Here is a 14,850-nt window from a genome sequence, read left to right as displayed (position 1 = left end):
TAAGCAAAACAATCCCAGCCAATAAAATGGCTGGGATTCAGAGCGCGTTATTCGAAGTCTTGGTCGAAATCACCGTGGAAGTGATCGTGGTCAGATACGCTGTCTGCTGCTTTCAGACGTTCACCAATTCGCAATGTTTCTTTTGGAGTTGATGCCACTGAGAAGCTACGAGCTTGTCGTGCTGATGCTTTAGGTTCAGCAGGCTCTGGGAATAAGTCTTCACTCATCGCATAGTAAGTAGTGACATAGGTCAGAGCTTTGGTGTTCATGAACAGTGCTTTGTGACTGACGTTAGTTGAATCGTCACAAGCTCGGTGATAACACTTGTCGTATGCGACATCGATATCGCCACCAAATTCACCGACTTCTTCTGCCGACTTAAGTTTCTCTGCACCAGTAAATAACCCGCCGAATGCGACTCCCCAATCTGCAAAGCCTGCGTAATCAGAACGTTTAGAAAGAGCTTGAGGGACAGTTGTCTCGCCATTGTCACCAAAGAAATTGATAAACTGAGTTTCAATGTCTGATGTGCCAAATGGCGGTTCGAAATCGCCAGTATATGCGTTATCTGGGCTGTCTTTCGTGTCCGACAAATCGCCATCCATAACACCGTAAATGTAGTTAGGCGAGCCGATCATGTCGAAGTTTAGATACAGCTTCACGTTATTCATTTCGTTGTAACGAGCTTCAACCAGTTTATTTTGTTCTTCGGTAAGATCGGCTGGATCTTCAATGCCTAGTTCTTCCATGATTTGCTTACGTGCTTCATCAAGAATAGGTTTGAACAGTTCTTCGGTGTAGTAGTTTGAACCGATTAATCCAGCTTCTTCCGCTGCCCACCACGCAAAGCGGATTTTGTTTTTTGGCTTGATGCCAGTGTCGGCAAGGGTTATTGCGTACTCAAGTAAGCCTGCGGAACCAGAGCCATTATCGTTGATGCCTGGGCCTTCAGGAACGGAATCTAAGTGAGCACCTAGCATAACAACCTGATCATCATCGCCACGGCGAGTTTCTGCAATCAAGTTATGTGTTTTCACGATTCTGTTCATGACGGTAACATTTAACGAAGCGTTGATCGCACCATTACCAAGTTCGTCGAACCATTGTTTACCTAGGTCATAACGCAAACCAAATGTCGGGATAGTGACGGTGCTGTCGCGGCTTAACGTACCTCCTACGACACCTTTACGTCCTTCTGAGTTACCTTGGTTAAAGATGATCACACCAGTAGCTCCGGCTGCTTGAGCATTTGTCGCTTTCGCGTTGAACGAGCAACCACCACGTTGAATCACCGCCACTTTGCCAGTGACATCTTTACCATCAAAGTCTGTCGCCTCACAGCCATCAGTATCATCATAGTCTGGTTGATCAAAACGGAAGTCAGGTGTGACAAAAACGATGTTACCGTCAACTGTCCCATTCGATGATCCGGAGTATGACATGGTTGCGTAATCAGCGACTTCGCCTTCTCCCGCATCTTTAGTTGAGAGTAGAGTTTTACCATCAACCATAACAGAGGTGTTTGGTAATTCTTGCCAGCTCCTAAAATCAAACCCTTGCTTAGTCACCTTATATCCGGCTTTTCTTAATTTCTTAGCGATATATTTTAGTGAACGTTTATAGCCTTTTGTGCCTGCAGCACGAGTAAGAGCGCTACCATCCGGAGTGGGCACCGCACGCTTTTCTAATTTATCGAGATGCTTTACTACCGCGTCTTTCTCTATCTGGTCGCTGACATATTTTGCGTATAATTCAGGAGTACAGCCAGAGAGCATGACTGAAGCGACCGAGATCGCGATCAAAGATAATTTAGTGTTCGCCATTTTCATTATTCATTTCCTTTGAAGTTGACTTTGAGTATTTCCATTTCTATATCCAGAAAGCTATTTTTCTAAATAACGCCTTTATCTAACTTAAAGTGCGATGAGCGCTGCACACTTACTAGGTTTTTCGGATATAGGGAAAACAACCCATGGTAGTAATTGAAAAATAGGCATATCAAATATAATTATAATCTTTCACAGAGAAAATAAATAAAGTGTGAAAGTGGATTGAAATGCAATGAAAATCAAAAGCTTGCATTTCACCTTGTCTAAATGCATAAAAATTCTAGTTTTCACACTTTTTGTAAAATAAATAATCAGTATAAAGTGTGGTGTTGCTTCAAAAAAGGCATCGATAGAATATTATTCTGAGCTTGGTGTCTAAACGCTAAACAATCTAAAGCTTATCGGCAAGCTATAATAAATCTACCGTTGAAATGAGATTGAAACAAAAGATTAGTTTAATTGTTTATGCAATGAGCTTATTTATCAATTACTGACAAGTAATTAAAAGAAGTTTCGTAAATAAGAAAAGAGAATATTTAACATTGATCTGTGAATTTTGATTACAGTGCTATGGTTTTGAAATTGAGATTACTAATATTACGTAATTTTTGAACCAAGGTAGATTTAATTATTTTTAATATTGGTATGTTATATCATAATAAAAACTCGTGGCTACTGTTTTTTTAAATTAAATTGAGAGGAAGCTAATAAAGAAAATAATAGAGCAAGAGTCACCACTATTATTGTTCCCATTTGATTAAATTGGGAATAGAGAGCGTACCGAATCAGCTCGACACAATAGGTAAATGGGTTAAAGCGGCAGATTTGGTATAACCATTCACTGGATTCCTGCATTTTCCATAAAGGATAAAGGGCTGACGACATAAAAAACATAGGGAAAATGACGAAGTTCATTACCCCAGCGAAGTTTTCTAACTGATGAATGTAGGATGCGATTACGATGCCGAGACCCGAGAGCATCATCGCCGTTATGAAGCAAGCAGGTAACGCGTAGAAGAAACCCACGGTTGGTGGCTCAATCCCATATAAATAAGCAATACCTAAGAAGGCATAAACCTGAAGTAATGAAACTAACGAACTGGCAATTTGCTTAGATAAGATAAGAAACCAGCGTGGGAGCGGGCTAGTCAGAAGCAGTTTTATCGAACCCATTTCTCGGTCATACACGATGGAGAGTGCGCTTTGCATACTATTGAAAAGTAACACCATCGCGCACAGCCCCGGCAATATGTACTCTTCATAATTTATGTACGTGGCGTACGGCTCTATTATCGAAATCCCTAATGCGGCTCTAAAACCAGCAGCAAATACGACTAACCAGAGCAGGGGACGCACTAAGCTGCTGGCGAAGCGCGTTTTTTGCTGAGTAAACTTTAAAAATTCTCGATATACAATGCTAGAAAAACCAAACCAATAGTTCACGTTGTATCCTTACTTGGGTTCAACAGACCCTAGGCACGTTTGATACAACTGCTGAACAGAATCACAGCGGAATTTCTGGCACAGTTGGCTAACGCTGCCTTGCTCTACCAAGTTTCCCTTTAATAGCATCAATACGTTATCGTCGGGCTCTACTTCATCAATCAGGTGCGTTGCCCAAAGCACGCATGCTCCACTTTGTGAGGCCGTTTTTCGTATTAAACGTACGAGCACTTTTCTTACTTCGGGGTCTAACCCAGAGCTTGGTTCGTCTAAAAGCAGTAGACGTGGAGAGTGCAACATAGCCCGAACAATTTCCAATCTTCGTCGGTGCCCGCCATTCAGTTCTCTTACTTTGTTTTTTAAGGTGTTCTCTAATCCAAATTCTTGGACCAAAGGTAAAAAAGCGGCGGCTGTTTCTGTTCTGCTTAATCCCCGTAACCCTCCGTAATAAAAAAGGTTTTGTTCTCCGGTTAAATCTAAATCCAAAGCACTTTGTTGAAAAACCACACCTGTATTCTTTGCACTTTGCTGAGGCTGTTCAATCAAAGACTGGCCAAACATCAAAATCTCACCCTGCTGCTGAGGAAGAAGGCGAGTAAGCAATGAAAATAGGGTGGTTTTGCCAGAGCCATTAGGACCAAGCAATATTGTGATACCACTAGAGAGTTCGAAAGAAACATCTTTGAGCGTGATTCTATTGCCACGTTGAAACGTTAGGTTCTTAACACTAACTGGAATCATTGTGGCGTCTCTTTTATGACGGCACCCCAAGGGTAGCGACCAACTTTGATGGATTTCAGAACCTTTAGATTGGGGACATCAATGATCGATACATCGCCACTGACTCCATTTGTAGTAAGAAGTTTGTCTTCTGCCGCGTTAAATGCCATGTGCCAAACACGTCTTCCAACCAAAAGATAATCGAGAATTTCCAAAGATTGCTGATCAACAATCGCGATATGGTTTGCGGGTCCAAGGGCAACAAATGCAAATTTTCCATCGCTCGAAAGCTGAATACCCACTGGCTGAATTTTGTGAGAATGAATGCCTTTCGGTTTAAAGCTGAGCGTTTTTAACACTTGTCTTGATTGGGTATCAATCACTTTTACGGTGCCACCAATTTCAGAACTGATCCAAAGCCTTTCACCACTTTTGGTAAATTCAGCGTGTCTTGGGCGTTCATCAACCAACGTATTATGAACGACTTGGTTCGTTTTAGAATCTATCCAGTGCGCCATGTTTGAGGTTTCAGACGTGACGATAACTGTCGAACCATCTGGGCTCACAGCAACACCTTCTGGTTCTACGCCGACATCAATTTGGGTAATCACGCTTTTTGATGGAATATCGATAACAGTAAGAAGGGCGTCATCTTCATTGGCCACATACAAAACGTCGCCATTCGGATGCAAAGCAAATTGCTCTGGGTCCTCCCCAGAGGGCAGTTCTCCGATGATGTCTTGCGTGGCTAAATCCAATATCTGAACGGTATCCGATTCACTGGCACAGATATAGAGTTGTGTCTTGTCTTTGCTCAGCAAAATACCTCGTGGTCGATCGCCTACGGGGATCGTTTTGAGTACGTTCAAGCTGCCCATATCAATCAAACTGATCGAGTCGTCTTTTTCATTAGAAACATAGGCAACTTCTGACGCAAAAGAAGCCATAGATAACCACGGTAATGTGCATAGCATGCAAAGAGGGAGGTGCATTAAATAACGGTTCATATTCCTATCCTTTTGAATTTTGAATTTTGAATTTTGAATTTTGAATTTACCCAAGTAACCTTTTTAATCTGTTAAATCGCATTTCGAATCCTGCTTGTCAGCGCCCAACGTGTCTAAGTCATTAAAAGGGTGTAAGTAGCCTTCTAATGGGGCGGAAGCTACAAGCGCACTTGGGTGAGCAAGTGGAATGGGTTGACGTAGTTGCCCACTCCATGGTCTGAAACTCAGTTTTCTGCCTTTGTAAGCACCAAATTCAAACGTTGAGCTGAGCAAGTGTTCATGAATTAAATGAGGTTCCACTGAATTTGTTTGAGTGACTGCCGCGTTGAGGGCGCGAATGGCGACCCAAGCCGAGTAGTCTTGAGCGTTCATAAATCGATTCGATTGCTCAAAAAATCGATGCTGAAGTTGTATAGCGGCCCATTGCTCTATCGCTTTATGCCAATTGTCTGCTCGTAACCCGTGGGTTCCCACAACGGGTCTTGGTAGCCAAGTATTAAAAGGGAGGTACTGACCAAACACATTGTGCACATCCACCACCCAAACGGCGTCGTAGTTTTTGAATTGAGTGAATAGTGGGATTTCTTTGGCGGTGCTGCGCCTTAAATCGGCATCAAATGTCCATGGCTTGTCTGCGATTATCTGTAATCCTAAGCGTTTGATGCTGGCTCGAACACTTTCTGCCATTTCCAAATCTTGCTCTGTTGAACCTGTAATCAGCAGAACCTTTGTAAGCTTTTTATACCTGAGCCATTGGGCAATGGCATCGGACAACATGCGATAGCTTGGCGAAGTATGTAAAACATTGGTGAGGCAGGTATTGGTTCGCAATGTTTGATTGGCTGAGTTGACATTAAATATCAGTGCTTCAGAAGGTAAAGCCGCTTGAACGCGTTTCAACGTCGCGGCGTCGCTATCCACTAAGTACAGTTTCGTTCCTGATTGATAAAACGATTCTGCATGTGATACGAGTGCGTCTTGGCTGGTTTCACTCACTGAAGACAGTGTGTATTGATGTCCCAAAAATTTGCCGGCTCCGTTGCTGTCTTCAATGGACAATTCGGCTCCAGCTATGCCACTGTCGGAGTGAGGTCTTAGGTAAATTGGAGTCGCTGTTATCGCGTCTTGAACCAGCTTCAAATACGCTACCTTAACGTCCAGAGCAAAGGAGTAATGCGCACAAGTTGACAGAGAAATACCCATCAAAACAATCTTCATCCAATTCAGATTTATTAGTGGTCTTCGCCTAAAAAAATGAAGCATCCTGCCTCCGATTCCATTACCTATTGCTGACTACTCTAATCAACAAAGTTTGGTTTTGACCACGCTGCAACCCAGTAAAACAGGCGATTTCCTCCTAAAGGATGACAAAATACGAAGCTTTTGGATGATTTTGTTCAATGCCATGTACCCATACACTGAAACTAGAAAAATAGTGAAGTGAAGGAGTACTAATCATGAAAAATCTCATATGGAAGCTACGTAAAAAATGGCAACCAAGAAAAGTAGCGTTAACCATTTTAGGTAGCTTTTTGGTGCCAATTGCCGCTGTCGTTCCAAGCCTGATTTTCTTATCCGAGCCAGTAGCGGCGCACGGAAATGTCACCCCTCAATCAATAGACACTTCGTCTATTCCTCAGTTAGGGGAAGATTGGAAAGACACCAATCCATATCGAGAGTTGCAAGCCAGTGAACGCACAGAAATAGAACGAATTGGCGCATCTGCTTACAATCAAAATTGTGCTCGATGCCATGGCTTAGAAGGCATTTCTGGTGGTATCGCCCCAGATCTTCGTTTTCTTGAGCCTGACTTTGATGGTGATGAATGGTATGTATACCGTGTTCAGAATGGGGCAGTAAGAAACGGCGCGGTTTACATGCCAAAAATGACGGAACATCTAAACCAAGAAGCGTTATGGGCAATACGGACTTGGCTTGAATCTGTAGCTCCAGAAAGTTGATATGAAAGCGATCATTTCTTTTTGTTTATTGGTGGTGATTTTATGGCTACCCATCATAGTCGCTTCTGCCCGTTCAATGGACGACATTGTCGATAGCGGTTACATCAAAGTGGCGCTTTATCGTGATTTTCCACCGTACTCATTCATTGAAGGTGAAAAGGAAAAAGGTATCGATACTGAACTTGCTCGCGCTTTTGCAGAGGCACTCGATGTCGAGCTGAGAATCTTATGGATGACGGCAGACGAAACCGCCGAAGATGATATGCGTAATTACTTATGGAAAGGGTTAAACCTGCATACCAACGACGGAACGCGAGTAAAAGCCGATGTCATGATGCGTGTCCCCTATGACAGGAAATGGCAACTTAAGCGGGACGATTTAGGCTTACCTGCTCATGAACGCGTTTACATGTTTGCCCCGTACCAAACAGAGCGATGGCGAGTGGCATTTGATGCAACAAAAAATGCAGAGATTGAAACGGTTGCTATGTTCCAGTACATCCCTGTTGGAGTGGAAATTGATACGGTTCCTCAGTTTTATCTCGCCACGGCATTTGGCGGACGCTTTCGCCAAAACACCAAAACCTACCATAGCCTTCAAGGAGCGTTTACTGCGATGAGCGCGGGAGAGGTGCACGCTGTGATGGGGTTAGGTGGGCAGGTGCAGTGGATGAAGAACCAGTCCGGCGAGTCGATCGCACTTTCGGATACGCATTTTCCAACCCTAGGTATCCCACGGTGGGACATTGGAATGGCCGTTCAGGCGGATTATCGTCAGCTTTCGTATGCTTTAGAAGATGTGGTTATTGCTACGCTTTCAGATGGGCGAATGCAAGCTTGGTGTCTCGCGATGGCCATCGATTGCCCCATTCCAGAGCTATACAAAGAGGTAGGGTCTGATTAACCTAATCCCCCTCCACCCTAGGGTGGAGACTTTCCCTCCAACTAAGGGATGAGAAAACCTCATCCAGAGTCCAATTTCCCCCACTTTTAAACACAAGCACACTGAATAAGAGCAAATGATCTTCGAGGCTGTAATCTCGCAAAGCTATTACCTTGGAAAGCTTTGACCTAGCAAAGATTCAGTTCTTCAAGAAAGTGTGTTCTACATGATCATCCGTTCTACACGATCAGCTAAGGAAAGTAAGCAAAGGAGCAATACGATGTTATCGAAAGGGAAGTGGTGCATTTGGTCGCTTGCTTTAGGTATGTCTGGGTTGATATCTACGAGCAGCGTCGCTCAAGGTGTAACCGATGCAGATATCCTAAAAGATCAGGAAACACCTGAAGATATTGTGAGTTATGGGTTAGGGCTTCGCGCTCAACGATTCAGTTCACTCAATAAAGTTAATAGAGAAACCGTTGAAGAAATCAGACCGGTATGGGCGTTTTCACTTGGTGGAGAGAAACAGCGCGGGCAAGAATCCCAACCCATGATCAAAGATGGGGTGATGTTCGTGACTGGATCGTATTCGCGGGTGTATGCCATCAACGCAAGAACAGGCGACGAGATTTGGCAGTATGATGCCCGATTGCCCGACGGCATTATGCCTTGCTGTGACGTGATCAATCGTGGTGTTGCCTTGTACGGTGATTTGGTCATCTTCGGAACGCTCGATGCCAAGTTGGTGGCGTTGGACGCCAAAACAGGGAAAGTACGTTGGAAGAAAACGGTAGAAGATTACCGCGCAGGTTACTCTATTACCGCAGCCCCCATTATTGTGAGAGGGAATGTGATTACTGGGGTATCTGGCGGTGAGTTTGGGATTGTAGGAAAAGTCAGAGCGTATGATGCAAAAACCGGTGCTATCGTTTGGGAACGCCCTACCGTTGAAGGGCACATGGGGTATGTCTGGAAAGATGGAAAGAAAGTTGAAAATGGCATCTCAGGAGGGCAGGCAGGAAAAACATGGCCAGCCGATCTCTGGAAATCCGGTGGTGCGGCACCGTGGCTAGGTGGAACTTACGATCAAGATACGGATTTACTCTTCTTCGGTACAGGTAACCCCGCGCCTTGGAACTCCCACATGAGACCTGGAGATAATCTTTTCTCTTCGTCACGATTGGCGATAGATCCAGATGATGGAAAGATAGTGTGGCATTTTCAAACGACACCTCACGATGGCTGGGATTTTGACGGTGTTAACGAGCTCATTTCGTTTGATTACCAAAACAGTGGAAACACCATAAAAGCCGCCGCTACCGCAGACAGAAATGGATTCTTTTACGTATTAAACCGCACCAATGGCGAGTTTATTCGAGGTTTTCCTTTCGTCGAAACCATCTCTTGGGCGAAAGGGTTAGATGAAAACGGTCGACCAATATATGTCGACGAAAACAGGCCGGGTAATCCTCAAGAGTCAGCAGATGGCAAACAAGGGGAAACCGTGGTTTCAGCACCTTCGTTCCTCGGCGGTAAAAACTGGATGCCAATGGCATACAGCCAAAATACAGGGTTGTTTTATGTACCAGCGAACGAATGGAAAATGGATATTTGGAATGAGCCCACAGCTTACAAAAAAGGGGCGGCATATTTAGGTGCTGGTTTCACTATTCAAGCACATCATGAAGAGTACATTGGCGTGTTACGAGCGGTGGATCCTAAATCGGGAGATATTGTTTGGGAATTCAAAAACTATGCGCCACTGTGGGGCGGCGTGCTGACTACCGCTGGTGGGTTGGTCTTTACTGGCAACCCAGAGGGCTACTTGATGGCGTTTGATGATAAAACGGGTGAAATGCTGTACAAGTTCAACACCGGTTCAGGGATTGTCGGTAGCCCAGTTACGTGGGAAATGGATGGCGAACAATATATATCCGTACTCTCTGGTTGGGGTGGCGCAGTGCCATTGTGGGGCGGCGACGTCGCCAAACGGGTGAAAAACTTCAATCAAGGTGGCATGGTGTGGACGTTCAAATTGCCTAAGTCCATGGAAATTGCCAAAAAATAGCGATGTTTTTAAACAGAACCTAACGTCTTATCCCGAGTTCAAGCTATTTAACCATGCGCGCTGCTTTCTGAGTAGCGCGCTTTTTTATCTCGCAAACATTCCTTCATCCCAAAGGATGATCTTTTGCCAACCAACAGCGGATAGAGCCCATTGCGGTGTGTTGAGAAGATAAGTCTATCTGCTGATTGGTGCGGCATTCACAATCTAAAGCCCCCATTGCAGTCTTGACATATACCAATAGAGAGGTGCTTATGATTTACGCAAAACCAGGGACGGAAGGTGCGGTTGTTAGCTTCAAATCCCGTTATCAGAATTACATTGGCGGTCAATGGGTCGAGCCAGCGAAAGGGCAGTACTTTACAAATACCTCGCCTTGTACAGGCGATGTGATTGCAGAAATTCCGCGTTCAGATGCAGCGGATATAGAACTCGCACTGGATGCGGCGCATAAAGTGAAAGATGCTTGGGGTGCCACTTCGGCTACAGAGCGCTCGAATATTTTGCTTCAAATTGCCGATCGCATTGAAGCCAACCTCGAAATGCTCGCGGTGGCTGAAACATGGGAAAATGGTAAAGCGGTACGCGAGACATTGAATGCAGATATTCCGCTGTGTGTTGATCACTTTCGCTACTTTGCAGGCTGTATTCGAGCGCAAGAGGGCAGCGCGGCAGAGATCGATTCAAAAACCGTTGCTTACCACATTCATGAGCCGCTCGGAGTTGTAGGGCAAATCATTCCGTGGAATTTCCCGTTATTAATGGCAACTTGGAAATTGGCACCTGCTCTAGCTGCGGGTAATTGCATTGTCTTGAAACCCGCAGAACAAACACCGACAACAATCCTGTTATTGATGGAATTGGTTGGCGATTTGTTACCACCTGGTGTGTTGAACATAGTTAACGGCATGGGACCAGAAGCAGGGCAAGCACTGGCAACGTCTAAGCGAATTGCAAAAATCGCGTTTACGGGGTCCACCGCCATTGGTAACCATGTGCTTCGCTGTGCGGCAGATAACTTGATTCCTTCGACAGTTGAATTAGGAGGCAAGTCACCAAACGTCTACTTCGCCGACATCATGGAGCAAGAAGAAGCGTTTATTGAGAAAGCGGCTGAAGGCGCTGTACTAGCGTTTTTCAATCAGGGTGAAGTGTGTACGTGCCCTTCCAGATTGCTTATCCAAGAAAGCATTTACGATGCATTTATGGATCGAGTCTTGGCGAAAGCGAAAGCGATCAAACATGGCAATCCACTAGACACCGATACCCAAGTCGGCGCGCAGGCATCCGACGAGCAGTTCGACAAGATCAAGAAGTATCTAGAGATTGGTCGTACGGAAGGGGCTCAAGTGGTCATGGGCGGCAGCGCGGAAGATTTTGGCGGCGGTTACTACATCCAGCCAACGATTTTTAAAGGTGAGAACTCAATGCGAGTCTTCCAAGAAGAAATCTTTGGTCCGGTTATTGGCGTAACCACGTTTAAAGATGAAGCCGAGGCAGTTGCGATTGCCAACGACACTGAGTACGGATTAGGGGCAGGGGTTTGGACGCGTGATGTGAACAAAGCTTATCGAGTCGGGCGTGCGATTCAGGCAGGTCGAGTCTGGACAAACTGCTACCACTTATACCCAGCGCATGCTGCGTTTGGCGGCTATAAGAAGTCGGGCATCGGGCGTGAAACCCATAAGATGATGCTTGAACATTATCAGCAAACCAAAAACCTTTTGGTCAGCTATGATGTTAATCCTCTCGGTTTTTTCTAAAAGCTTGAGCTCTTCTGAGTACTCAGGCTCATCTAAAGAAATGAAGGAAAAGCGCTTATCGCTTTTCCTTCAAATATGGCTGGTGGCTCTGTTTTTGTGGGCTTCCAGCTTTAATAGTCTAGCGAACGACTGGCAGGAGCCAAGCCAAGATATTCTCACCTTTTTCCCTACTGCTACTCGTACGTTGCCAGAAGAACAAGAGCTCGCTATTACGCCTGTGTACCAACTCAATTCACTGTTGGGCTACGTATTTGAATCTGATGACTTAACGCATTTTCTCGGTTTTTCTGGTGAAACGGTTAATTTAAAAGTTGGGTTGGATGTTCAAGGGGTTATTCGTGGTATTAAGGTGCAACGGCATCACGAGCCAATCTTCCTTCATGGGTTAGGCGAAGAGCCTATGCTGGCGTTTATTGCCCAATACCTCAACCACAATATTCAGCATCGCTTTTTGGTGGGCAGCAAACAAATCCGCACGAATGACGGGAACACCCAATATTTTGATGGTGTAACCAAAGCCACGGTGTCGGTGATGGTGATAAATGACACGATTCTTAGCTCTGCTCGTAAAGTGGCACGTCATAAATTGGACGGATTTGGCAGCGCTAAGTCAGTTGCTCAGTTTGAAATGGATTCGCCTAATCGATATGAGTTTCAGCAGTTAATAAGCGAAAACTTGGTGTTAAATTGGCAAGCGACGTTGAGTGAATTTGCTCAGCAATTAGCGTTGCAAGAAAACAGAACCACGGATTTGCTAGAAAACCCAAATGCACACTTTGCGTTAAATTATCATTTGGCGTTTCTTAACCCGCCTCAAATTGGCAAAAGCCTGTTGGGCGATGATGAATACCAGCGGCTTATGGAAGAACTGGAGCCTGGAGAAATTGCCTTATTGTTATCGTCTAGTGGTGGCTTTTCACCTTTAGCCGCTGATTTTGTGTCGGGCACTACACCTGCAAGGTTCAGTGTGACCCAGCAGAACGTGAGCATCGACATTCGAGATCAGGATTTCTATAGCTTTTACGAGCCCAAGTTGGAAGAAGGCTTTCCAGACTTTGATCTGATCAAAGTATTCCGCTTAAAAAGCAGCAGTGGATTTGATCCGGCGCTTCCCGTTACGTTTCAACTCAATGTGCCCGTAAAAAAAAGCTTTTTGGAATACGATATCAAGCAGGTGACGAAAAGCTATCACATCCCCAACGCTTTATGGCGCTACCCAGACGTTGTAGAAGATACACCAATGCCTTTGTGGCAACAGATTTGGCAGCAGCGTCGGTTCGAAACCGCAATGGTTATTCTGTACCTAGCAACGGTGACGTGTCTGTTTGTAAGGCAAAGTTACTGGGTAACATTTCCTGAGCGATTCCATCAATTTCGTTTTGTGTGTTTGATGTTTACGTTGTTTTTTCTTGGCTTCTATGCACAGGGACAGCTTTCAGTCGTGAATATTTACACCTTGCTGCTTTCGGTTTGGAATGGGTTTGAAATTACCGTTTTCTTGCTTGATCCCGTCATCTTTATTCTTTGGCTGTTTGTGTTTGCCTCTCTTTTCCTGTGGGGAAGAGGTGTGTTTTGTGGCTGGCTTTGCCCGTTTGGCGCTATGCAAGAACTGACTGGGCTGGCAGCGAAAAAGCTGAAAGTTAAGCAGTGGAAAATTCAGCCACAAATGCACAGCCGACTCCAAGGCATTAAGTACCCGATTTTGGCGATACTGGTGCTAACAAGCTTTTCCTCACTGACGTTGGCAGAAAACCTAGCGGAGCTAGAACCGTTCAAAACAGCGATCACCTTATGGTTTGTTCGTGATTGGTATTTCGTTGTCTACGCGCTTTTGCTTCTGTTTATTGCTCTCAAGATCAACAAGGTGTACTGCCGTTATTTGTGCCCACTCGGGGCTGGGTTGGCTGTTCTAGGGAAGTTTAGAGCATTCAGTTGGCTCAATCGGAAAAAGGAGTGTGGCAGCCCTTGCCAGCTATGCCATAAAGCCTGTGATATAGATGCCATCAAGCTCAATGGGAGTATCGACTACGACGAATGTGTGCAGTGTTTGGAGTGTGTGGTTATTGCTGCAGACAAAGATCGTTGTGTAGTAGAAAAATACGGGGCTAAGAAACGCCGTAAGCAAAGAAACGTGCCGGATCGCATTCCAATTAAAAGCAACTAGCGAGCATCGCTAACCTGCCTATTGTCTATGAATAAAATTGGATTACAGGCTCCCAACCCTCTGCCCATGTGCGATTAGGTCCATCTCCCATCTCGGCTAATGAAGCCGTCATAAACTCAATGAACACTCGGACCTTGGCGGGCAAATATTCTCGCTTGGGGTAAATCGCAAACACGCCGCTGTCGGGTTGTGGTGGTCTGAAATAAGGGTAAAGCGATACCAATTCACCACTTTCTAAGCCTTTTTTGGCAAGAAAATGAGGCAACTGAGCAAACCCCAAACCATCCGCGCACAGATACGCCATAGTTTCGCCATCGTCGGTGACATGGCTCCGTTCTAAGTCGTATGGCAGGTATGTCCCTTCGTTGTTGGGCAAAAAAATTGGCTGTAACTGTTGTGTTTCTTTTACACGAAACCCAATCCATTCATGTAGATGAAAATCCTCTCGGCAATTTGGTGTGCCGTTCTCCGCTAAGTAACGAGGGGACACACAGGTAAGAAAGTCCATTGGGCTAAGGCATCGAGCCACTAAACGGCTGTCTTTGATGTAACCAGTGCGTAGTGCGATATCAATGTTTTTCTCAATAATATCTATATGTAAATCATTGATTTCTAGCTCCAGTTTAATTTCTGGGTAACTCTGGCAAAAAGCCTGTAGCAAAGGACGTAAGTACAAATGACCGTAACACACGGCTGAATTGATTCGTAGAGTGCCAGATGGGGAGTCATTTGATTGCTTTAATTCTTCTTCACACTTACTGAGATCTTGAATCATTTTTCGTACGGTATCTGCGTATTTTTTACCTACTGACGTGATACGCAGTTGTCGAGTTGAACGTTGAAACAGCGTTAATTGCAGTTGCGCCTCCAAGCGTCCAATCGCTTTACTAATAGTGGAAGGGTCTGTATTACATGCTTTTGCAGCTGCGGCAAAACTACCCGCATCACAAGTTGCCAAAAACATTTCTAATGACCGAAATTTATCCATTTCTTTAAGCTCAATAGGCTGATTCAG

At 44.9% G+C, this 14,850-nt stretch carries 11 protein-coding genes; 5 read left to right on the top strand and 6 right to left on the bottom strand.

What is annotated here, in order from left to right; genetic code table 11:
• Nucleotides 1-47: 47 nt before the first annotated feature.
• The 5 genes from VPNCDNU1_RS23140 to VPNCDNU1_RS23120 all read right to left on the bottom strand — a co-directional run bounded on the left by VPNCDNU1_RS23140 (nt 48) and on the right by VPNCDNU1_RS23120 (nt 6,202).
• Nucleotides 48-1,829, bottom strand: coding sequence for a M28 family metallopeptidase (locus tag VPNCDNU1_RS23140; protein ID WP_104402537.1), 1,782 nt, complete (start codon nt 1,827-1,829; stop codon nt 48-50).
• 672 nt (nt 1,830-2,501) lie between these two features.
• On the bottom strand, nt 2,502-3,272 hold the full coding sequence (locus tag VPNCDNU1_RS23135) for an ABC transporter permease (protein WP_104402536.1): 771 nt from the start codon (nt 3,270-3,272) through the stop codon (nt 2,502-2,504).
• 9 nt (nt 3,273-3,281) lie between these two features.
• Nucleotides 3,282-4,013, bottom strand: a complete 732-nt coding sequence (locus VPNCDNU1_RS23130) for an ATP-binding cassette domain-containing protein (RefSeq protein WP_104402535.1) — start codon at nt 4,011-4,013, stop codon at nt 3,282-3,284.
• Nucleotides 4,010-4,999 (bottom strand): YVTN family beta-propeller repeat protein, encoded by a 990-nt coding sequence (locus VPNCDNU1_RS23125; RefSeq protein ID WP_104402534.1) that lies wholly within the window; start codon nt 4,997-4,999, stop codon nt 4,010-4,012. Before VPNCDNU1_RS23125 ends, VPNCDNU1_RS23130 begins: the two co-directional genes overlap by 4 nt.
• A 63-nt stretch (nt 5,000-5,062) precedes the next feature.
• Complete coding sequence (locus VPNCDNU1_RS23120) at nt 5,063-6,202, bottom strand: ABC transporter substrate-binding protein (protein WP_104402584.1); 1,140 nt, start codon at nt 6,200-6,202, stop codon at nt 5,063-5,065.
• Between the two features lie 254 nt (nt 6,203-6,456).
• On the opposite strand from VPNCDNU1_RS23120, the gene pedF reads away from it, so the two are divergent.
• The 5 genes from pedF to VPNCDNU1_RS23095 all read left to right on the top strand — a co-directional run bounded on the left by pedF (nt 6,457) and on the right by VPNCDNU1_RS23095 (nt 13,835).
• Complete coding sequence (pedF, locus tag VPNCDNU1_RS23115) at nt 6,457-6,960, top strand: cytochrome c-550 PedF (protein WP_104402533.1); 504 nt, start codon at nt 6,457-6,459, stop codon at nt 6,958-6,960.
• A gap of 1 nt (nt 6,961) precedes the next feature.
• Nucleotides 6,962-7,864, top strand: coding sequence for a substrate-binding periplasmic protein (locus VPNCDNU1_RS23110; protein ID WP_174715165.1), 903 nt, complete (start codon nt 6,962-6,964; stop codon nt 7,862-7,864).
• Between the two features lie 304 nt (nt 7,865-8,168).
• Complete coding sequence (locus VPNCDNU1_RS23105; RefSeq protein ID WP_371410809.1) at nt 8,169-9,911, top strand: PQQ-dependent methanol/ethanol family dehydrogenase; 1,743 nt, start codon at nt 8,169-8,171, stop codon at nt 9,909-9,911.
• 251 nt (nt 9,912-10,162) lie between these two features.
• The gene (gene exaC, locus VPNCDNU1_RS23100) at nt 10,163-11,671 is read left to right on the top strand and encodes an acetaldehyde dehydrogenase ExaC (protein ID WP_104402531.1); all 1,509 of its coding nucleotides are present in this window, start codon (nt 10,163-10,165) and stop codon (nt 11,669-11,671) included.
• Nucleotides 11,643-13,835, top strand: a complete 2,193-nt coding sequence (locus VPNCDNU1_RS23095) for a 4Fe-4S binding protein (protein WP_237324198.1) — start codon at nt 11,643-11,645, stop codon at nt 13,833-13,835. Before exaC ends, VPNCDNU1_RS23095 begins: the two co-directional genes overlap by 29 nt.
• A 25-nt stretch (nt 13,836-13,860) precedes the next feature.
• Here VPNCDNU1_RS23095 and VPNCDNU1_RS23090 read toward each other — a convergent pair whose 3' ends face one another.
• Nucleotides 13,861-14,823, bottom strand: coding sequence for a LysR family transcriptional regulator (locus tag VPNCDNU1_RS23090; protein ID WP_104402530.1), 963 nt, complete (start codon nt 14,821-14,823; stop codon nt 13,861-13,863).
• Nucleotides 14,824-14,850 lie beyond the last annotated feature (27 nt).

This window comes from Vibrio penaeicida, from assembly GCF_002933855.1.
In the GTDB taxonomy this organism is placed as follows: Bacteria; Pseudomonadota; Gammaproteobacteria; order Enterobacterales; family Vibrionaceae; genus Vibrio; species Vibrio penaeicida_A.
This window is presented reverse-complemented; position numbering and strand designations above follow the sequence as displayed.